Here is a 20059-nt window from a genome sequence, read left to right as displayed (position 1 = left end):
CTCACTTCCGAATCTGGATTTGGGCTACCACGGGCAGATGGTCAGAAGCGTATGTCTCAGGGATAACCCTATGGCTGGCCACAGAAAACTTTCCGGCCGGGTGCCGGTACGCAATAAAATCAATGGCCTTGGTAGGCTTCAGAACCGGAATGGTAGGAGCACAGTTCTGACAGGTGCGGGTAAAGGCCTGGTCCAACAGATGAATGACCCCAGTCCCTGGAGTTGCGTTGAAGTCACCGGCCAGCAGAAACGGGAGCGGCTCGCCGGAGGCGATCCTCACAATCTCCCTTATTTGGAGTTCCCGGTTCACCGAGTCTCTTTGGGCATCTAAGTGGGTGCTGCCAAACCGAAGGGTAGTCCCGTCTGGGAGCGTTACCTTGGCGGTGGCCAATACCCTAGGCTCTCCCTTGGTCTCTGCCTTGGAAGGCAACCGGTGTACCACGGTTTCTGACAAAGGGTACTTGGAAAGGAGGGCCACTCCGTACTCGCCGCCCTGGTGATCAATTGCTTTGCCAAAGAAGTAGTGCATGTTCAGTCTCCTGGCGATCTCCTCCGCCTGGTTGAATGCCCCTGACCGCTCCGTGTGCACATCTACTTCCTGCAGCGCCACTAAATCCGGGGTCTGCTTTCTAATGGTGTTCACAATAGCCTCCAGGTCAATCAGCTCCGGCTTGGAAGGAGGGTTGCCATGGTGAATGTTGTAGGACATGACCCTGAGCGAGGAAGCGGCAGGCGCTACGCTGGGATTCACAGGTGATTTGCCGGTGTTAACACAGGAAGCCACCCAAAAGGTGGCTCCTGTCAATAAAAGAAGAAAGAAAGATTTCATAAATACTTACCAGCCAGGATTCTGACCAAGGTTAGGGTTTTGTTGCAACTGGTTGAAAGGCACAGGCCACAGGTAATTTCTACCAGCATCAAATCTCCTGCCGGTGTTAATGATCAGGTATCCTTTCTCATCCACCGGGAAACTGGCCACGAACTTCTGGGCAAAGCTGGGGATCAGGCTCTTTTTCATCCCTTTTACATCCTGGGCCAATAAATCGCCCTGCTTCCAGCGTAGGAGGTCAAAATACCGTTGTCCTTCCCGGGCCAGTTCCACCCTCCGCTCTCTCCGGATCTCTTCCCGCAGGTCCAGGCCTTTGGCAGCCAGGTCAGCTATGTTCATGTGCACCATGCCCACGCGGTCCCGCAGCTTATTGATAGTCATATCCAGGTCCTGCTGGGTTAGTTTACCTTGCTCCAAGCGGGCTTCGGCATAGGTGAGCAATACCTCGGCGTAACGCAGAAGGTGAATATCATTGTCATCTTTGTTGTAGGTATCCACGGCCGCCTGATCCACATATTTGGTAAAATAGTACCCAGTACCCGTTACGCTGCCTTTCTTGTCAGCATTGAACTTAGGCAGGTTGAAGATGGCGTTGGGCTTGTCATCCTGGTCTCCATCATCTTTCCCGGCCCACTCAGCACCTGGCGTCAGAATGGTCTGCGTCATGCGGGGATCACGGTTCTTGAAGATGTCTGAGTAGGTGGCTTCACTGTACAAAGGCGACTTCTCAATGGGCAGCCCGTCAATGACCAGGTAAGCATCCACCAATGATTTGGTAGGGCTAAAGCGGGAGGTCTGGTCTGGCACCAGTGTTTCCCGGCTCATGTTGTGCATGGAAACGTTCTCCAGGTATAGCCTAGCCAGGATCGTTTCCTTGTTCTTCCCGGCGGCCAGTTTACCGGCATCCGTGAACAGCTGGTGGTAGCTGGTGGCAGGGTTTCCGTTGGAGTACAGTTGGTATACCCCCAGATCCATCACTGCTTTTGCGGCAGCTTCCGCTACCTCATAACGGCCGTAGAACAACGCTACTCTTGCTTTCCAGCCCAGGGCAGCCCCTTTCGTGATTCTACCCAAGTTGGCTGCGTTGTAGGATACGGGCAGGCCTTGCGCCGCCTTATCCAACTCTGCCAGTATGAAATCTACCACCTGCGCACGCGGCGTTCTGGTGCCGTAAATCTCAGGATCTCCAATGTTCAGGGTTTTGGTAATCAGGGGCACATCGCCAAAGAAAAACGACAGGTAGCTATAAAGAAAAGCCCGCATGAAGCGTACCTCCCCCACATACTGGTTCAGGACTTCCGGGCTAACTGCCCCTTCGGCCTTTGTGTAATTCTCCAGGAAGTGGTTGCAGCGGCGGATGCCATCAAACTGAGCCGTCCACTCACTATTGAGGGTGCCAATGGTAAAATCAAAGTTTCCGCTGGAGATGGATTGGTAATCAGACCGGGGCGGATAAATGGTATTGTCGCCCAGGTTCTCCATGTCTGCGAAGTTCTTGCCTTTCAGAGACGCGTAAACCCCGTTTACTGCCTGCTCCAGTTGCTGCTGGGTTTTCCAGAAGGTCACATCTGTGATGGCATCCATGGGTTGCCGCTCCAGGAAGTCATCATCACAGCTGCTCAAAGAAAATCCAAAAACAATGGGTATAGCCAAGGATGCACATCCAAGGGAAGCCTGCCGCCACGTTGATTTCCGGAAGCTAAAAATGTTCATTTGTTTCATGATGAAATAGTATTCAGGTCTTTAAAGAAGATGCCCGGCATCTAAGGACACGATATCAAACTTGGTATTGGCTCTTAGGCACGCCTGAGGCATAAGGTATCAATGCTCAGGCGTGCCTAACAGATTCTGTTACTTAAACCTCAGGTTAAGGCCCACAATGAAGGTTTTCACCTGTGGGTACATACCGCCGTTGGTTGCGGCCCCGCCTAACCCTGCCGTCTCAGGATCATAGGCATAGAAGTAGTCTGTCTTGGTGAACAGGTTCTCCGCAGACATGTAAATCCGGAGATGATCCAGGCGGAATTTGCTGGTGAGGTGGTTAGGCAATGTATACCCCACCTGTACATTTTTCACGCGCAGGTAAGAGGCATCCTGCAACCAATAATCTGACAGGCGCATGGTAGAGTTGCGGGTATCAGCATACGTAAAGCGAGGATACCAGGCATCTGTGTTTTCAGGAGTCCAGCGGTCACGGTGCACCTCTTGCGGGAAGGCGCCGTTCACGTGGAAAGTATGAAGCCCGGAGCCGGTTAGGTAGCCGTTTGCTTTACCTACCCCCTGTAAAAAGATAGAGAAGTCAAACGCTTTGTAGGCGAAGTCTCCTCTGAGGGAGAAGGTATAGCGGGGGAACGCATGCCCAATGACCGTGCGGTCTTTGTCTGCCGTGATCTTACCGTCTCCATCTAAGTCCACAAACTTTATGTCGCCGGGAGCCACCCTGTTCTTATCCGCATCAAAAACGGGGAACAACGGAACCAAGACACCTTTCTCATTGACAGAGAAATCTTCTGCCTGGGCTAGACCCGCCGTTCTGTACCCATAGTAGGCATCAATGGGATATCCTACCTGCCGGATCGCGTTTCCTAGCGTAGGGGGTGCCCCACCCAGGTTCACTACTTCATTTTTCACGTCAGAAAGCTGGGCAGTAAACCCATACCGGAAATCTTTTTTCGCATCGCGCCATCCCAGGCTCACTTCCCAGCCTTTGTTAGACACTTCACCGGCATTCTGGTCCGGCACCTCCAGGCCCAGAATGTCTGGCTGGGGTACTTTAAGTTGGATGTTCTTGGTTCTCCGGTCAAACAGATCTCCGGTGAAGGTTAACCGGTTATTCAGGAAGCTCAGGTCAATCCCTAAGTTAGCCATACTGGCGGTCTCCCACTCCAGGTAAGGGTTGGCCAAAATCTGTTGCGCCAAGCTGGTGGTAAGCTGATTGCCAATAGGCATGGTAGCCAGGGCGTTAAGCACGCTAACGTAAGGATACCACTCTGAGTAACCGGGGCCGTTGGCGCCATATTGCCCTCCCAAATCACCATAAGAGGCTCTGATCTTTCCTTCGCTGAGCCAGGAAAGCGCATTGCTGTTCTGGATGAAGTTTTCCTGGGTGAACCTCCAACCCACAGAAGCGGAAGGGAAAAACCCATACCGTCTTGAAGAAAGGTACCGGGAAGAGCCGTCGTACCTGGCGTTTGCTTCTACCAGATACTTGTCTTTGTAGCTGTAATTGATTCGTCCAAAGTAAGACCTGAGTGCCCATTGGTACGCATCACCGGAGGCCCGTGGGTCATCGCTCCCCAGGTTGAGCACCGGCACTTCATCACTCACAAACCCCATTTTGGAGGCTGCCCAACTGTCATATCTGAATTCCTCTTGCTGATACCCCAACAGCACCTTGATCTTGTGGTCGCCAATGTTGGTGTCATAATTCAGCACGCCGGATAACAGTTCTTTGCGGTGCTTGTAGTCACGGTTTTCCAGCTGATTAGCAAGCATGTTGCTGTACCAGAATTTTCCGGACTCAGGATAGAAGTAATCTATCTTGCGGGAGAACGTGGAGCGTAACTGGTTGATGCTGTTCAGGCCATACTGCCCCCGCAGGCTCAGGTTCTTCAGCAGATGCACGGTACCGGCCAGGCTTCCGTAAAATTCCTGGGAAGTGAAGTTGTTGTAACCTCCGTCCGTAGCCACGGCAATGGGGTTGCTGGAACCTCCGCCGTACCCCCACTTCCCGTTGCTAAACCTAACCGGGTCAAGGGGAGACATGGTGAAGGTGGTGTAAATGGGTCCGGAATCATGGTCGGTGCCGCCGGCTGGTTGGTTTTGCTCCCTGTCTATGTAATTGACATTCACATCCAGGTCCAGTAGGCCTAAAAGCTTCTGGGAGTTCAAGCGGATTCTGGCATTGTTGCGGGCTCCCCAGTACTGGTCCCCTACCACTAGGCCTTTCTGATCCAAGCGGCCATAAGAAGCATAATAACTCAGGTCAGAGGTTCCACCGTTCAGGCTTACATTGTGGCTTTGCTGAAGGGCATAGTCTTTGAAGAGCTCCTCTGACCAGTTGGTGTTGGCAAAATAGTTGGGGTCTGTTCCTTCCCGTGCCACCCTGATCTGCTCCTCTGTATAGGTAGTAGGAAGTTTCACGTTTCGCTGAGATTCATTGAGCATTTCCATGTACTCAGCGGAGCCCAGCATTTTTGGCAAGGCGGTGGGGGTTTGTACCCCATAATAGCCACTGTAACCAAGCGTGGGCTTTTGGTTGGCCTTCCCGCTTTTGGTGGTGATCAGGATAACCCCATTGGCCGCACGCGATCCATAGATAGAGGCAGAGGCGGCATCTTTCAACACAGAGACACTCTCAATATCATCGGGGTTCAGGGAATTGATGTCTACGTCTGGAATACCGTCTACCACAATGAAAGGGTTGGCGTTGTTGAGTGTACCAATCCCCCGGATGCGGAGGGTAGTGCCAGAGGCACCGGGAAAGCCAGAGGAACTAACCGCCGTCAAACCCGGGGCCAGGCCCTGCAATGCCGAGGCGGCATTGGTCAAAGGCCGGTTTTCAAGTGCCTCGGCGTTGATCACTTCCACAGCGCCTGTTACGTTCACTTTCTCCTGGATGCCATACCCTACCACCACTACTTCATCAAGCGCCTGGGTATCTTCTGAGAGAGAAACAGACAAAAAGCTCTGGCTGCCCACCGCCACCTCTTTTTTGAGGTAGCCAATGTAAGAAATGACCAGTACGGGTTGCTCCACCCCGGCCGTGTTGAGCGAGAATCGGCCATCAGCATCAGTCAAGGTGCCGGTGGTGGTACCTTTCAGAGATACAGAAACACCAGGAAGCGGCTCCCTGGCCGAGTTCTTTACCTGCCCAGCAATAGCTCTGTTCTGTCTGGCACGATGCACGGCGTCAGAGAATTTAGAACTGGGCGCTGGAAACTCCGGACCTTTTGCGAAACCATTGAAAGGGGCTAAGCCAAGCATGGCCAGGAACAAGAGCGAATACCCTGTCCTGGAGCCTTCTTTGCTTTTAACTGGTAGTTTTGATTTCATCTCTAATCTTTGGTAATGGGTAAATGGTTTTGTTCATGAGACTGGCAAGGAGGCATCTTACTCCATGTGAAGGCTGGGGAGAGGAAGCTTTCTCAAGATGCTGGCGACCTGGAATAAATAGGGCCTGAGGACCGTGTTCTCTCAGAGGAGAGTGCCGCAGGGGCAGATACCTGCCTTTTTGGTGGGTATGGACAACTCCTGGGTTCCTTCTGATTCCGTTTCTCCAGCATTGGGGTCTTAGATTCTGGTGCAAAGCTAGGGTGCTGGGGTTACCCTAATGTTTAATCAACCTTATGAGAACATTAAGAAACGGAGAGACATCCTGAAAAAGCTTAACAAAAGATTAACCATCTCCGGGCAGTACCTAAAGCAAAACTTCTTAGAAGTTCTAAGGCATCTGAGGGCTGCTCTCTATCTCAGGTCTTTTTGCAAGGGCTAGGAAAATGAAATCAAACCATCGGAATGAGAACCTCCGCGTGGCGGAAATAAATAAAGAATACCCTTGGAAGAAAGGAAAAAGCATTAAAACCCGAACTGCGCTGGAATGCGATTTTGGAGTCCTTTTATAAAAGGAAGGCAAAAGATGATTGTCCATGCCCTAACAAGAAGCCTCATTTGCTGGCTATTCCTCTGCCGCTTGCTTGGGGTTGTTTCAGGATGTTCACGAGGGAAGGAGAAATAGAAACGGGGTTCGCCTCATCCAAAAATCAGGAAGGACGTTTGCTCAAATTCGGTCTCAACAGACCATGGACAGAATTGATATTGGCTACTGTTATAGATGGAATAGCGCGGCAAGGCTGGATAGGTAGAAATACACGGGCTTCTGCCACTAGCTTACTTTCCTCCTTCCATTTGCCCCTTCATTGGCATCACTTACTGGTCTTAAAATTTTGATTTGCTCCACTCCTTGAAAAGTAAGCACTGAAAGGTAAAGAGATCCACACCATTCCACACTGTTGAAATTCTTAATCCATATCTAAAGTGACAAGAGGGAATAACTTCGCCTTTTACCTTCCTATTCCTTCACAACTATTATTATTTTCATTTATCAAGTATAAGCTTAGCTCCAGCAAGTATAAGCTTAGCTCCAGTCAGTTAGGAGAATAATTCTTCTGGAACCAATAAATATTTTTTCAGGCCATATCTCCCCTTTTTTTAAAAATTCACTAGGAGTTTTCTCCAACGGTTGATTAAAATTTCAATTTCACTATCTAATCTCTATCAATTCCTAATAAAAGTAAGTTACATGTCTTGATGCCTTTATAAGGCGAAGAAAGTCAAACGCTTGTACGACATTTTTTTACATATATATTTAGGCATACAAATCTATCCACTAACCAACCAACAAACACATGATGAAATCTTTACTATTCAGCTTCGTGCTGATGCTGACGCTTGCCGGGCAAGCGTGGGCTCAAGGACGAACGGTAACAGGACGGGTGACAGACGCCGCCACAGGAGAGACAATGCCTGGGGTGACAGTTCAACTCAAAGGAACCAGTACTGCCACACCTACCGATGTGAACGGAAGTTACTCCCTTACGGTGCCTGCTTCTGGCGGAACTTTGGTTTTTACTTTTATTGGGTATTCAAACCAAGAAATCAACGTTGGGTCGCAGTCTACGATTAATGTAAGGTTGGCTACCGATGCTCGCCAACTAAATGAAGTAGTAGTAACTGCTATGGGTATCCAGCGGGAGAAAAAAGACTTGGGGTATTCCGTAGGAACCGTAAATGCGGAAGAACTGACTATTGGTAGACCAACCAACGTGGTAAACGCCTTGTCTGGTAAGGTAGCCGGGGTGAACGTTTCCAGCGCAAGTGGAATGGTGGGTGCTTCTTCTGGTATCTTTATTAGAGGTAACACCACTTTCACTGGTAGCAACCAGCCTCTCTTTGTCATTGATGGGGTTCCGGTTGACAATGGCGGTGGGGTGAACGCACTCCAAAATGGGGTTGCCAACTCTAACCGTGCTATTGACTTGAACCAGGATGATATTGAATCTATCAACATCCTGAAAGGCCCTGCAGCTGCGGCACTGTATGGTTCACGTGCCGCTTCCGGGGCTGTGATTATCACTACCAAAAAAGGAAAAACTGGGCAAAAGGCTGCTATTGAGTACAACACTTCTTACAACATGGTAGAAGTGAACCGCTTCCCGGACTGGCAAAATGAGTATGCTCAGGGTGCGGGAGACTATCGGGAGACTATAAATGGGGTTGCAAACCCCAACTATATGCGGTCAATTTTCACGCCCACTAGCAACGTATCTTGGGGCCCACGTATCACAGGCCAGACTGTCACCAACTTTAGAGGGGAGCAAGAGCAACTGGCAGCTTACCCTGACAATATCAAAGACATATTTAAAAGAGGAAGCAATTTCCAGAACACCATAGCCTTAAGCGGTGGTGGAGAATCCTCTAAATACCGTTTGTCTTATGGTAACACCAAAGAAACTGGAGTGTTAGACAACAATGAGCTGCAGAGACACAACTTCACGTTCAACGGCTCCGCTGACATTACGTCAAAGCTCACCTCAGGCGTAAGTGTGCAGTATATCAACTCCGAATCACAGCGCACACAGCAAGGAAACCAGTTATCTAACCCTTTCTTTAGAGGTTGGTTTATTCCTAGAAATATAAATCTGACCGGTTTTCCTACGGAGGATGCGGCCGGCAATCAGATTTACTTTGATGCGGTAGATAATCCATACTGGACGATTGCCAATAATACCTACAATGACGAAATAAACCGCGTGATTGGGAATGTGAACCTGAGTTACAAGCTTACCTCTTGGTTAGATGCCAATTATAGACTTGGGGTAGATACCTACAACCAGGTAGAACAAGGATATGACCAGATAGGTGCTCGTGGCGCCGCCAATACCAGTGCAAATGGCACAGGTGGTATCTATGACAGAAGCTATACCAATACCAACATCAACTCTAACTTTATCTTGGCGGGCCGGTATGATATCAACCCAGACTTTGACCTTAGCTTCAACCTAGGAAATGAAATAGTAATTGGCTCTTCTAATGATGTGAACACCATTGGTAAATCATTGGGCATCAGAAACTACAGAAACATTTCCAATGCATCTGTGCAGACTGGTTCTAATGCAAGGTTCCAAAACAGATTAGTGGGTGTTTTCGCTGATGTGACCTTTGGGTATAAAGGCTTTGTCACCTTGAACATGACCGGCAGAAACGACTTCTCTTCTACTTTCAGTGAGGCCGAGAACTCTTATTTCTATCCATCTGCAGCTTTGAGCTTTGTATTAACAGAGGCTTTCCCAGCCTTGAAAAATGACGTGGTAGAGTTTGCCAAAGTTAAAGGTAACTACGCCAAAGTAGGCAAGGAAGCTCCCGTGTATTCTCTAGACACCTATTTTGTGAATGCTGGCGCCTCAGATGGCTTTGGCCCTTCCATTGTTTTCCCCTATAGTAATTTGGGTGGCAGAACGCTCAGCAACGCAACTGTTGACCCTGCCCTACGCCCTGAGTTCACCACCTCAAAAGAGGTAGGTCTTGAGATGCAGTTCTTTAAAAACCGTTTAGGGTTTGAATTCAACTTATATGAGACCGAGTCTAAGGATCTAATCTTCGCTGTGCCGGTATCCTCTTCTTCTGGATTCACTACCCAAACCAGGAATGCAGGCTCACTTAGAAACAAAGGTATTGAGCTTCTATTGAATGTGACGCCCCTTAAAACCCCTAACTTCAGCTGGGACATGAGCTTCAACTTCAACAGAAACAGATCTGAAGTGTTAGAGCTAGCCCAGGGGGTGCCAAACATCATCTTAGCAGGTTTTACTACGCCAAACATTCGTCTTGAGGCTGGACAGCCGTATGGTGTCATGTATGGTTCTGTTTTCCTTAGAAATGACAAAGGTGAGTTGATTCTTAACCCAACTACTGGAGAGCCTTCCCTTGATCCATTGTCTAAGAAGATTGGTGACACCAACCCTGACTGGACGGGCGGTATCACCAACAACTTAAATTTCAAAGGCATCAACCTTAACTTCTTGATCTCTGTCAGGAAAGGTGGAGATGTGTATTCACGTAACCTTGGTGACTTGAGAAGAAGCGGCGTTCTGGCAGAATCAGCCAAATCTGACCGTTTCAATGCCGACGGGACTTTGGCCAAACCATACATGTACACCGGGGTGAAGTCTGATGGTGCTTCCGTTAACGTTCCCATCACCACAGAGCGTTACTTTACTTCTTTGCATACTGCAGGTGAAAGCTATGTCTACGATGCTACTGCTGTACGCTTAAGAGAAGCCTCATTGAGCTATGCCATTCCTTCTACATTGTTGGAGAAAACTCCATTTGGCAGATTAGAAGTAGGATTGAACGGAAGAAACCTGTTGCTGTGGGCTCCTAACTTCCCGCACTTAGATCCAGAGAACAATACGCTGGGGGCAAGTAACGCACAGGGTTTTGAGTTCAATGGTCTGCCTAACACCAGATCTTACGGAGCATTCTTAAGAATCACGCTTTAATTTAGACGAATATGAAGAGATTAAAACATATAACTGCGGGCATGATGGCGGCCGTTATGCTGTCACTTAGTTCATGTGAAGAATTTTTGGATGTCAACAAGAATCCAAATAGCCCAACAGAGGCTCCTATTGCTCAAGTATTGACCAATGCCACTGTGAACACTGGTTTTAGAAACGGCAGTGACTTACACCGCTTCACTTCTTTGATCATGCAACAGTTCTCTGGCCAGGCGGGCCCCACTATCCAGACCAGAGAGTATCAACGGTACCTGATCCAACCTTCTGACCTGAACAACCTGTACAATGCCTTTTATGCGGTAGCGTTACCGGATATCCAATATGTAATTGATAACAGCACAGGAAGCCCTCATTACTCAGGAGTAGCCAAAATCTTGAAAGCATACACGTTTGCCCAAGTGGTAGATGTCTGGGGAGATGTTCCTTTCACTGAAGCTTTGAAAGGCGTGAGTAATCTGACTCCTAAGGTTGATGATGATGCAGCCATCTACCCAGAGCTTTTCAAAATGATAAATGAAGGGATAGCAGAGATCAAGGCCCCAACCTCGGTATTCAAACCTAGCACAAATGAAACCATCTACCGTGGAGATTTGGCTAAGTGGGAGAAATTTGCCAACACTCTTAAGCTACGCTTGTACTTGAAGTACAGCGAGAAGGATCCTGCATTTGCGAAGGCTCAGATGGATGCGCTGATAGCAACTGGAGGGCCTTTCATGGCCTCAAACGCAGACAATTTTGAGATGGCATTTGGTATTGCAACAGCCGCTCAAAACCCGATCCATCAATTTGAGGTGAGCCGCCTTAACTATACCTTCCCAAACAAATACCTGGTAGATTTGATGAATAGCAACTCTGATCCACGCAGAGCTTCCTATTTTACTGAGTTTCCTTTGGGCTCTGGTAATTATAAAGGCGCTGCCGCGGGAGACCCAGAATCTATCAACTATTCACGTTTGCACACCTACTTACGTGGTAGTTTTACGGGAACCCCAACAGCCAATGCGGCAGGAGCAATTCCGGCTAACTCTGCTTATAACAACGGCTATTCTGGAAGTGCACCTATCAGAATGTTAACTTTTGCGGAGTACAACTTCATTAGAGCAGAACACGCTTTGCGCTTTGGAGCAGGAGTTGCCGCTGCACTTCCTTTCTACCAGGCCGGTATCAGAGCGTCTATGACGGCTGCCGGTGTGGCCACCGCTGCGCAAGAGGCTTATATTCTGGCTAATCCGTTGCCTGCTGTGAATCCCTTGCAGCAGATCATCAAGGAGAAATATATTGCCAACTACGGCGTAGCCCTGGAGCCATGGAATGACTGGAGAAGAACCGGATTCCCGGCAATTACCCCAGTTCCTACTACCGTTGCCGCTACAGATTATATTCCCAGATCATTGTACTACCCAGAAGCAGAGACCAACTCCAACCCTAGCTTCAAACAAAAGCCTGACATGAAGGTTCGTGTATTCTGGGATACCAGACAATAAGTCTTTTAACGCTACTATTTAGAAAAGAAGCCTTTCCTGCCTGGAGAGGCTTCTTTTTTTACCTATTCCCCAGGTTTTATCTTCAGGCGAACCGTTTGCTCCCAATCCTTACCTCAGGATAATCCTGCAATACTTTCACTGCTCCTCTTTTCCATATAGGGCTACTAAGGGTCTCCATACTTCGTTATCCGGTCCGGAGGCGTAAGGCCAAAGCACTTGCCTTGATCTTCAATAATTTACCACAAGAAGGAATTCTACTACTGAGCTTAAAACAAAAGGAGGCCCCAGCAGGTCCCCCTTTTGTTTTAGGCTTGATTATGCAAAAAAACGCTTAAAACGGAAATGTTTAAAGGTTCTACTCCTTCATAACCCGGTGAACGGTGCGGCCGTCTTTGGTAGTAACCACCACCAGATAAGTACCTGGCCGCTGCTGCGAGAGATCTAGTTCGGTTTTACCAGTAACATGCTCTTTCACCAGCAGAATCCTACCGAACATATCCATCACCTGGATAGAGGCGCCTTTCACCACAGAGGTTGGTAATTCTACATACACAATACCCGTGGTAGTGGGAACGGGGTACACCTTCACAGAAAGGGCATCTTTGTCGTTTTTGGGGCCTATTTCAGATTTGAACCGCAAAGGAACCAGGTAGTAGCCTGAGGTATACGGGGCAGACTCTTGGTACTGACGCACTACCGCTTCCAGTTTAAGCATACCGCTGGGGGCGGGCTGGTTATACAACGCTGACGTACTGGGAACGAACATCTTCACCACACCAGCGGTTGTCTCCAGCATAACCTCAAAGCCAAGATATCCTTGCCCGGTAGTCCACTGGCTTTTGTCTACCACAAAGGCCTGATGGATGGTTACCGGCTGAGACTCCAATTCCTCGCCTATGGAGGTCACCGTGGCCTGAAGCGGCAACGGACGGTTGGCCTGCAATAAGAACAGGGAATCTACCTCTACCCGAAGCAAACCGTTGTAGTCCCGCAGTACGCCAATGGCCGCAACGCTGTCCCCTAGTTGCGGGGCAAAAGTTCTGGTTCCTTTAAGAGTCCGGAACAACTGCACGGCCTTGCCCCCATCTACCAACGACACATCTAAGAAGGCCTTGGACAGCGCAGGGCTGGCTACCACTCCCCGGAGAAGCACAAATTCTCCCAAGTGAGCCTCTGTTCCATTGGAGTTCAGCTCTCTAGCCTGGGCGATGGTGTACTCCCGCAGTTCTCTTGGCTTCTCTTCGGTGCTTTTGCCAGAGGGCAACACATAGCGGTATACGTTCCCTACAGCAGAGGAAACAATGTAAGCCGTATCCAAACCGGGGCTTAGAGTGAGCCCGCGCAGGTCAGTGCCGTGGATCTCAGGCAACGGAAGCGTCCAGGAGAGCTTCTGAGCCGGGTTGCTGTCATCACGGAAGATAAGTTTGGCCGGTTGGTCTCCGCTGGCGTCTACCACGGCATACATGCGGTTATGGCTGGCGGCATAGATAGACTTGGAATTGGAAACAATCTTGATGCTTTCTTCCAGTTTCCAGGTAATGCCGTCGGTGCTGGTGTACTTGTCAATCTTGTTCCCCGAGATATACGGCACGTATATCTTGTCTCCTTCAGGGGAGATAGCCGACGCCCGGGCCACAGAACCGGAGGTACGGGCTGACAAGGCAGTCGCATTCACCAAAGTGGCCACGGTTTCAAAAGTGGCAGGATCCGTGGTGCTCTGCCGGAAGAGGTAGCTCTTGTTACCCGTCACGGAGGTCACAAAGATGTTCCCGTTGTCCGCCGCGGCAGGATTGGTAAGGGAAATATCGGTATCAATCCGAGCCAATGGCTCACCGGTGTTGGCGTCCAGTTTGTAGAGGATGGTGTTGAACGCAACCAGAATGTTGCCATCGTGCGCCAGGCCAAGGCCCGTCACCAACCGCACTTCGTCTCTGAACCCATTGAAGTTGATGAAGTGCAGATAGGATTTATCTCCCAGGTAGAATTCCAGTTTATTGCTGGTGAACTCCCACTTGGTGGCATCTGGGTTATGCACCCGCACACCCCGGCTATAACCAGCCGACCATACTTTACCTTTTCTGTCAACCGTAACACCATGAGCATTGGTGGTAGGGGCAGTGGCAAAAGCACCAATACAGTTCCCGTCTGGGTCTTTCACGCGGCAGTCATACACAAACCCAGGGGCCGGTATCTCAATTGGCCCGGTGATGGGGGCATCGCTTTTAGAAAGTTGCAAGGCTACCGGCGTGCTCATAGTCACGGTTTTGCCATCCGTGGAAATCACCCGATGGTAGAAGGTCATGGCCTGGCCCACCGGAGCGTTGCCCAGCAGGGCGAACCATTCTTCCTGCGGCACGCTGTATTCTGAATTGAGACCAACCGGCTTGTGCAGCAGCAACTGGGTGAACTGGGCATCTTTGGCTACCTGGTAGGTGTTGGTTACGGTGTTTCTTTCGGCATCTGCCTCTGCGTTCCATTTCACGGAGAAGAAGCCTTTGATGTCGCGCACTGGATACACCTTGCTGGCGTCATGTGACGTGATCAGGCCCGCCGCGGGGCCAGCGTTGGTAGGCTTGTAGAGTTGGGTGCGCACTTCGCCCCCTGGCAGAGAATCGGTTTTGATGAGCACATAGAAGGCTCCCATGCTCATAAGCTCTTTCACGGCGTAATTAGCGGGTAGGCTTCCGGTAAAGGTGCCGGAGCGGCCATCCGTAGACTCAACTTTCAAGGCGAGCTTCAGAGCACCTTCTTCCGGGTACAGCCCCTGGTACAAGGCTACGGCATTCCGCTCTGGCAGAACCGCGCCATTCAAGCCACTGAAAGAACCCACGATTCTGATGTCATTGCCTACTTCCACGGCCTCTACCGTACCAGTGGCCTGACCAACGGTAGTCTTTAGTTTGTTGTACGAAGAAAGGGTTCCTACCCCGGCTCCGCTGATGGGCACGTCACGTCTGATCAGGTGCCCGTTGGCGCCTACAATCACTTCCGGCAGGCTCTTCTCCTGGAACACCGGCATGGCATCCGCGTCTGGGTGCTTGATCTCAAAAGTGGTATACACAATGGTATCCTGCTCCAGGAACACGTCCATCAGGGTAACGGTATTGGGTGCCACGGCATCATACCCCAGGTATTTACGCGGACCGGAACCGGCAGCCCCGGCATTCATGAATTCCACGCCTCCGTGCTTGCCCGGGTAATAGGCGTGGTGGTGACCGCTGATGTAGGTATGCACCTTCAGCTCTTCCAGCATGGCCTGCAGGTTGGCGGCATTGTTCAGGATGTTTCCGGCGGAGTTATACTCCTGAGCCACGCCATACAAAGGCAAATGGCCTACCAGAAAACGGAACTTAGCGGCTTTGGCAGCCGGACTGCTGAACTGCGCCCGCACCCACTCCAGTTGGGAATTGCTGATAGTGGCGCTGCTGGCTTCCCATGACACAAAGAAGATGTCTGAGGTAGCCGTGGGTTTGTAAGAGAAGTAGAACGGATAGTTGGTCGTATCTACCGGATGCCAGTTAGGAAAATTACCGGGTTTCCGCCAGTAGTTGAGGGCTTCCTGGCGGTCTACGGGCATGCCCGCGGCAGCGTCATGGTTGCCCATGGTAAAGGCAAACGGAATACCCGCCTCCCGCAGGGGCTTGGCCACTTTGTTGTCAAACCCGTTCCACATGTTGGCTACCTGGGTGGCGTTCAAAGAGGCCGACTGCCCGGCAATCATGTCCCCTCCGGCTACCACCATGTCGGGTTGCCAGAGGCGCGGAATACGTTGCATGATGCTGTCTACCTGCCATTCATAGGTCACAGACCCGAAACCAGAGTTCAGATCACTGATCACCGCCAGACGGAAATCGCCGCGGGCGGGCATCACTTTCAGTTGGTAGGTGCGGCTGGCGCTGGTGTTGCGCTCATCGGTTACCTCAAACCGGAAATTCACCTTGCTATTGACCGCGTCTTCTAATTGGTGAGTGAAAGTATAATCTTGCTGCGGTTGGGCGTTCAGGGCCAGGGTGCTCCCTAATTGCTGTTCAGCACCGCCGTTTACCGCCTTGAATACTTTCAGCTCCTTTAGGTTGATGTTCGGTACGCGGGTTTCCAGGCTCAAATCCAGCGTAAACGGCTGCCCGATGGGGTGACGACCCGCTTCTTTGCCTTCTTTGAACACCACCTGGGTGGAAGACACCACCCGGTAGACAAAGTTCTTGGAGACAGTACGTCCGAAGCTGTCTTCCAGCTCAAACCGGAAATAAACGGGTCCTAAGGGATCAGACGCCAAATAGTTGAACTGATAGGTGTGGCTGTACCCACCGTTCAAGGCAATGTCTGCACCAACCTGCTGTTCCTGATTCTCGCCTATTTTCTTGAAAACACGCAGTTTTTGCACCGTGAACCCAGAGTTAGGGCTGGTAAGCAGCAAATCAAAGGAACTGCTGCGGTCTTGTACTACCTCCTCTCGTTCGGTTCCGGTGGAGATAGCTATGGCGGGCAGACTCTCCCCTACTTTTACCAATGAGAGGGCATCAGCGGTCACAAACTGCCCTGAGGCCTGGTTACTGATCACCACGGAGTCATTGGGGCCCAGGTCAAAAGTACCCAACAAGTTGAACTTACTGCCGTTCACGGTCTGATTCACCCGCACCGTGTCTGGCGTGCCACCGCCGGTTCTATATATAATATAAGGAGTGTTGGTGCTTCGGTTACTGGCGGCTACCCACCAGGCACTTACCTGGTACCGGCCCGCCGAGATTCCTTTCAATTTGTAAGACGCCATGGCGGAGCCATTCCCGGTGGCGATTATCCGGGCTTTGGAAGTCCCGTAGAAGCCGGTACTGGCAGACTCTGTCCAGGTACCGCCCCATTCCGCATACAAGGCAGAATTGTCGGTGTCATACAGGTGGGTGCGGCGCTTCAGGACTAAAGCCGTAGGCACGGGCCGCTGCAAGCCGGCATCAGAGGGCCTAATGGTCCATTTCCCGTTCACCGTCATGGCCGAAGAACCTCCCCCGTCCAGGTTCATGGCTTCCTGGGCCCCGATGCTGACCAGCACATCGGCCATCTGCGGCAAGGTGAGGCCGGCACTGATGCCATCATTGCGGCCTTCCACCACCATCAGAATCACTTTGTTGTCTGCGGTACGGCCAATGGCGGTGCGTGGCTCGCGGTTATCGCCGCTGGCCCACATGAGCTCCTCATCTTTGGTCATGCGTTTCACGCCGTTGTGCACCAGGACCGGTCCGGCCCCAATGGCGGTAGAGGCGGGCCACCGTTCGGCACCCGCGGGGTACGTAGCCGTGGGCCGGGTGGTAAGCTGGCTGACCGGGTTGGGGTTGGGGTATTGGTACATGGTATTCTCTGCCCCCACGTGGTAGATCCAGGCGATGTCTGCGATGTTACCGGGCAAAATCCCGAAGGCGCTGCGGGTTGGATAATTGCCGCCGCTGGATTTGGCGTTGATGGCCAGGATCTTTCCGTCCTGCACCGCTGCACCAAGCGCTTCATAGGTGGTGGTATTGAAGAACCCCCCATTGATGACTGCGTAAACCGGGTCTTTTTCTAAGGCCGCCCAGGCATCTGGGGTTTTGCCGGAACCGGCTCCGGTGCCGCCGCCATAGACAGACTTGAATTCCATGTTAGGGTCATTCAGGTCTACCAGGGCATAGTACATCTTGAGAGGCACCACCCCCGGGGCGGCAGGAGTCTCTGAGTAGAATACTTTTACGGAGGGGGGAAGCCCGGCATTGAGGTGGGCGGGCTGGGTCCAGGTGTATTGGGCATAGAGAGGCTGGGTCCATAGGAGGAGCAGCCCCGCCAAAAGCACCAACTGGACTTTCAGGGAAAGTACACGTTTTGTCATGGGCAATTTGGTTAAGTTATAGGGGGGTAAAGTTGAAACTCGTATATCACCTGTACTTCAACAGGTTCTTATCAAAGCATTAAACTTCTGTAACTAACCAGTCCCTTATCTTTCTGCGCGGCTTTCTCTCCTTTCTACTTCTCTTCTTTCTATCTTCTGTCTAAGAACTGATCCTGTAAAATAAAATATTTTTTAATATCAGGCAATAAAATTTAAATTATTTAATAACTAAGAAGCCGCCTGCAAAGTCAGGCCGCTCAAATCCAAGCCTTTGCTTTCCCCACCACCAAAGACGGGTTTTATATTTTTACTGTCCCCGGAAGCGGGGCTGAAGGCGTTAAGGAAAGTTGAAGACGGCATAAACCAGAAAAGAAGCCCGAAGGCTTCTTTTCAAAGGTAATTAGCACAAGGCTATATAGGCTTGTTGCTTATTGGTACTGAATATACAGGGGCTTGGGGCTTAACGCCAACACCCCTTCTGGGGTGTAGAGTTTAGAGCCTGGCTTCTTGGTGTCGTTGTGATAGAAAATCTTGAAACCGGTGTATTGCACAGGTTCGCGCTTGATATAGGCAAGGTACGTGCTCTTTTTCAAGACTCTGTCTCCCCAACCGTCCATGTGCATGACAAACTGCACGTTAGGGCGCAACTGGATGTCTTTGTAGTTGGTGACCATGCGTTGGGTGAAGCGGTGCACTACCAGAATCTTAGGCGGCAGGTCATACTTAACGGCAATGTCATTGAGGAAAGAGGTGGCGTAGTTGATTTCCTTCGCGTCCAGGGTGCCTATCTTGCGGCCGGGAATGGCGCCGTTTTTCATGGCAAACTCTGGGTCTATGCCCAGGTGCACCTGCGGAAGTTTAAGGTACTTCTCTAGTCTGGGTAATTCCTGCTCTACCGTGCTTTGCCCAATCTGAATATCTAGGAAGACAATGGCGTTGCGTTTGGCAGCCCAGGCAATGACCGTATCCGCCAGGTGGTCGCTCATGCGGAGGCGGTAGGTTCCGCCTTTGCCAGGCTTGCCTTGCGCGGTCACAAATACTAAATGAAGGGCAGGCTGTACAGGCGTACTGGGGTCAGCGGCGTTCCAGGCTTTCACCTCACTGTCTAGCTTGGCCAGCATTTTCTCCGGCGCAATCTCCCCCAGAATACCCATGCGTTTTGACAGCGGATTTCCGTAAAAGGCCACAATCCGTTTATGGGGCAGAATGGCACCGGGGTTGTCGGCGGCCTCATCTTTCACGGGCACCTCAGCCGGGGCCTTTGCCGCGGTGGAGTCGCCGGTAGCGGTAGAATCTTTGGGGGCGGTGGTAGCAACCGCATTTGTGGTGGTATCAGGGGCAGCGGCGGTAAGGCTGGTGGCGGCCACTGTGGCCGGAGTACTGGCGGCCTCTTTGCTTCCTCCTTCAGAAGTACATGCGGAAAATAGACCCAGGCCCAGGGCACACAGCATGGGTAGGCAGGCGCCTCCCCTCATCATTTTTAAATTCATGGAATTGTCAATAGTTAATCAAACGCGCGGTTTCCCGGTTTATCGTCTGGAAGATACTCCTTTTCGTTTGCTTCTCCACAGGGAAAATGCATTTATCGGGTTTTCTGTCCTTACACACGGCTAGGCGGCGCCTACGGTTACGTTTAGAGGCCAATTCCCTGAAAACCTGTTCAAAACATATTCGGGCTAGATCCAGATTTCAAACGGAAAGAGCCTGCACCGGGAAAATCTTCCCTAATGCTCACTATTTTGCGTATACTGTGATTTTACCGGAAACAACGTGCTTCGCCCATGGAAAAAATAAACCGTGTCTTGCTCATTGACGATGACGACATTACCAACTACATGAACAAACGCGTGCTCAACAAAGCCGAGATCACGCGCCAGATTGATGTGGTGACCGATGGACAGGCGGCTCTCACCTACCTGAGCAGCCCAGAACATCTGCAGGCAGATCTGCCCCTGGACCTGATTCTGGTAGACATCAAAATGTCTGTGATGGACGGCTTTGACTTTCTGGAGCGCTACCAGCACCTGGCGCCAGAGCGGAAGGCGAAGAAGTTGTTTGCCTTGTCGTCCTCGGCCAGTTTCTATGACCTGCACCGGCTCAAAGAATTCCCCGACGTGGACGGACACCTTTCCAAGCCCCTCACCCAGACAGATGCACTTCATTTGATCAAAGAGCATTTCCTGTCACCAGACGATTATCCAGCTTCTTCTGAAGAGTAGAACCGCTCCTGACGGCACCATACACGCCTTAAAGCAAAGACTCCCGTTCCAAGCCTGCTTTCTGAAAAACAGGCCTGAAACGGGAGTCTTGGTTC

At 50.9% G+C, this 20059-nt stretch carries 8 protein-coding genes; 3 read left to right on the top strand and 5 right to left on the bottom strand.

Features of this window, described 5'->3' with window-relative positions; all coding sequences use genetic code 11:
* Nucleotide 1: 1 nt before the first annotated feature.
* The 3 genes from FOE74_RS01540 to FOE74_RS01530 form a co-directional block, all read right to left on the bottom strand.
* A complete protein-coding gene (locus FOE74_RS01540; protein WP_225840594.1) occupies nucleotides 2–751 on the bottom strand; it encodes an endonuclease/exonuclease/phosphatase family protein in 750 nt (249 codons plus the stop codon).
* Between the two features lie 84 nt (nucleotides 752–835).
* Nucleotides 836–2482 carry a RagB/SusD family nutrient uptake outer membrane protein gene (locus FOE74_RS01535; protein WP_225840592.1) on the bottom strand — a complete coding sequence of 549 codons (1647 nt, stop codon included), beginning with the start codon at nucleotides 2480–2482 and terminating at the stop codon, nucleotides 836–838.
* Between the two features lie 198 nt (nucleotides 2483–2680).
* Nucleotides 2681–5884 carry a SusC/RagA family TonB-linked outer membrane protein gene (locus FOE74_RS01530; protein ID WP_149096845.1) on the bottom strand — a complete coding sequence of 1068 codons (3204 nt, stop codon included), beginning with the start codon at nucleotides 5882–5884 and terminating at the stop codon, nucleotides 2681–2683.
* A gap of 1352 nt (nucleotides 5885–7236) precedes the next feature.
* Here FOE74_RS01530 and FOE74_RS01525 point away from each other — a divergent pair.
* On the top strand, nucleotides 7237–10389 hold the full coding sequence (locus FOE74_RS01525) for a SusC/RagA family TonB-linked outer membrane protein (RefSeq protein ID WP_149096844.1): 3153 nt from the start codon (nucleotides 7237–7239) through the stop codon (nucleotides 10387–10389).
* A gap of 11 nt (nucleotides 10390–10400) precedes the next feature.
* Entirely contained in the window at nucleotides 10401–11891 is a 1491-nt protein-coding gene (locus tag FOE74_RS01520) for a SusD/RagB family nutrient-binding outer membrane lipoprotein (protein ID WP_149096843.1), read from the top strand.
* A gap of 355 nt (nucleotides 11892–12246) precedes the next feature.
* Here FOE74_RS01520 and FOE74_RS01515 read toward each other — a convergent pair whose 3' ends face one another.
* Nucleotides 12247–17745 carry a phosphodiester glycosidase family protein gene (locus FOE74_RS01515; protein ID WP_149096842.1) on the bottom strand — a complete coding sequence of 1833 codons (5499 nt, stop codon included), beginning with the start codon at nucleotides 17743–17745 and terminating at the stop codon, nucleotides 12247–12249.
* 428 nt (nucleotides 17746–18173) lie between these two features.
* Nucleotides 18174–19235, bottom strand: coding sequence for a hypothetical protein (locus FOE74_RS01510; protein ID WP_149096841.1), 1062 nt, complete (start codon nucleotides 19233–19235; stop codon nucleotides 18174–18176).
* 291 nt (nucleotides 19236–19526) lie between these two features.
* Here FOE74_RS01510 and FOE74_RS01505 point away from each other — a divergent pair, with 291 nt between their 5' ends.
* Nucleotides 19527–19964, top strand: coding sequence for a response regulator (locus FOE74_RS01505; protein ID WP_149096840.1), 438 nt, complete (start codon nucleotides 19527–19529; stop codon nucleotides 19962–19964).
* Nucleotides 19965–20059: the final 95 nt, after the last annotated feature.

This window comes from Rufibacter glacialis, assembly GCF_008271745.1.
Taxonomy (GTDB): Bacteria; Bacteroidota; Bacteroidia; order Cytophagales; family Hymenobacteraceae; genus Nibribacter; species Nibribacter glacialis.
This window is presented reverse-complemented; position numbering and strand designations above follow the sequence as displayed.

Coding starts and splice junctions, on each gene's coding strand:
- FOE74_RS01530 (WP_149096845.1), bottom strand. CDS start 5,884: ATGAAATCAAAACTACCAGTTAAAAGCAAAGAAGGCTCCAGGACAGGG.
- FOE74_RS01515 (WP_149096842.1), bottom strand. CDS start 17,745: ATGACAAAACGTGTACTTTCCCTGAAAGTCCAGTTGGTGCTTTTGGCG.
- FOE74_RS01505 (WP_149096840.1), top strand. CDS start 19,527: ATGGAAAAAATAAACCGTGTCTTGCTCATTGACGATGACGACATTACC.
- FOE74_RS01520 (WP_149096843.1), top strand. CDS start 10,401: ATGAAGAGATTAAAACATATAACTGCGGGCATGATGGCGGCCGTTATG.
- FOE74_RS01510 (WP_149096841.1), bottom strand. CDS start 19,235: ATGAATTTAAAAATGATGAGGGGAGGCGCCTGCCTACCCATGCTGTGT.
- FOE74_RS01525 (WP_149096844.1), top strand. CDS start 7,237: ATGATGAAATCTTTACTATTCAGCTTCGTGCTGATGCTGACGCTTGCC.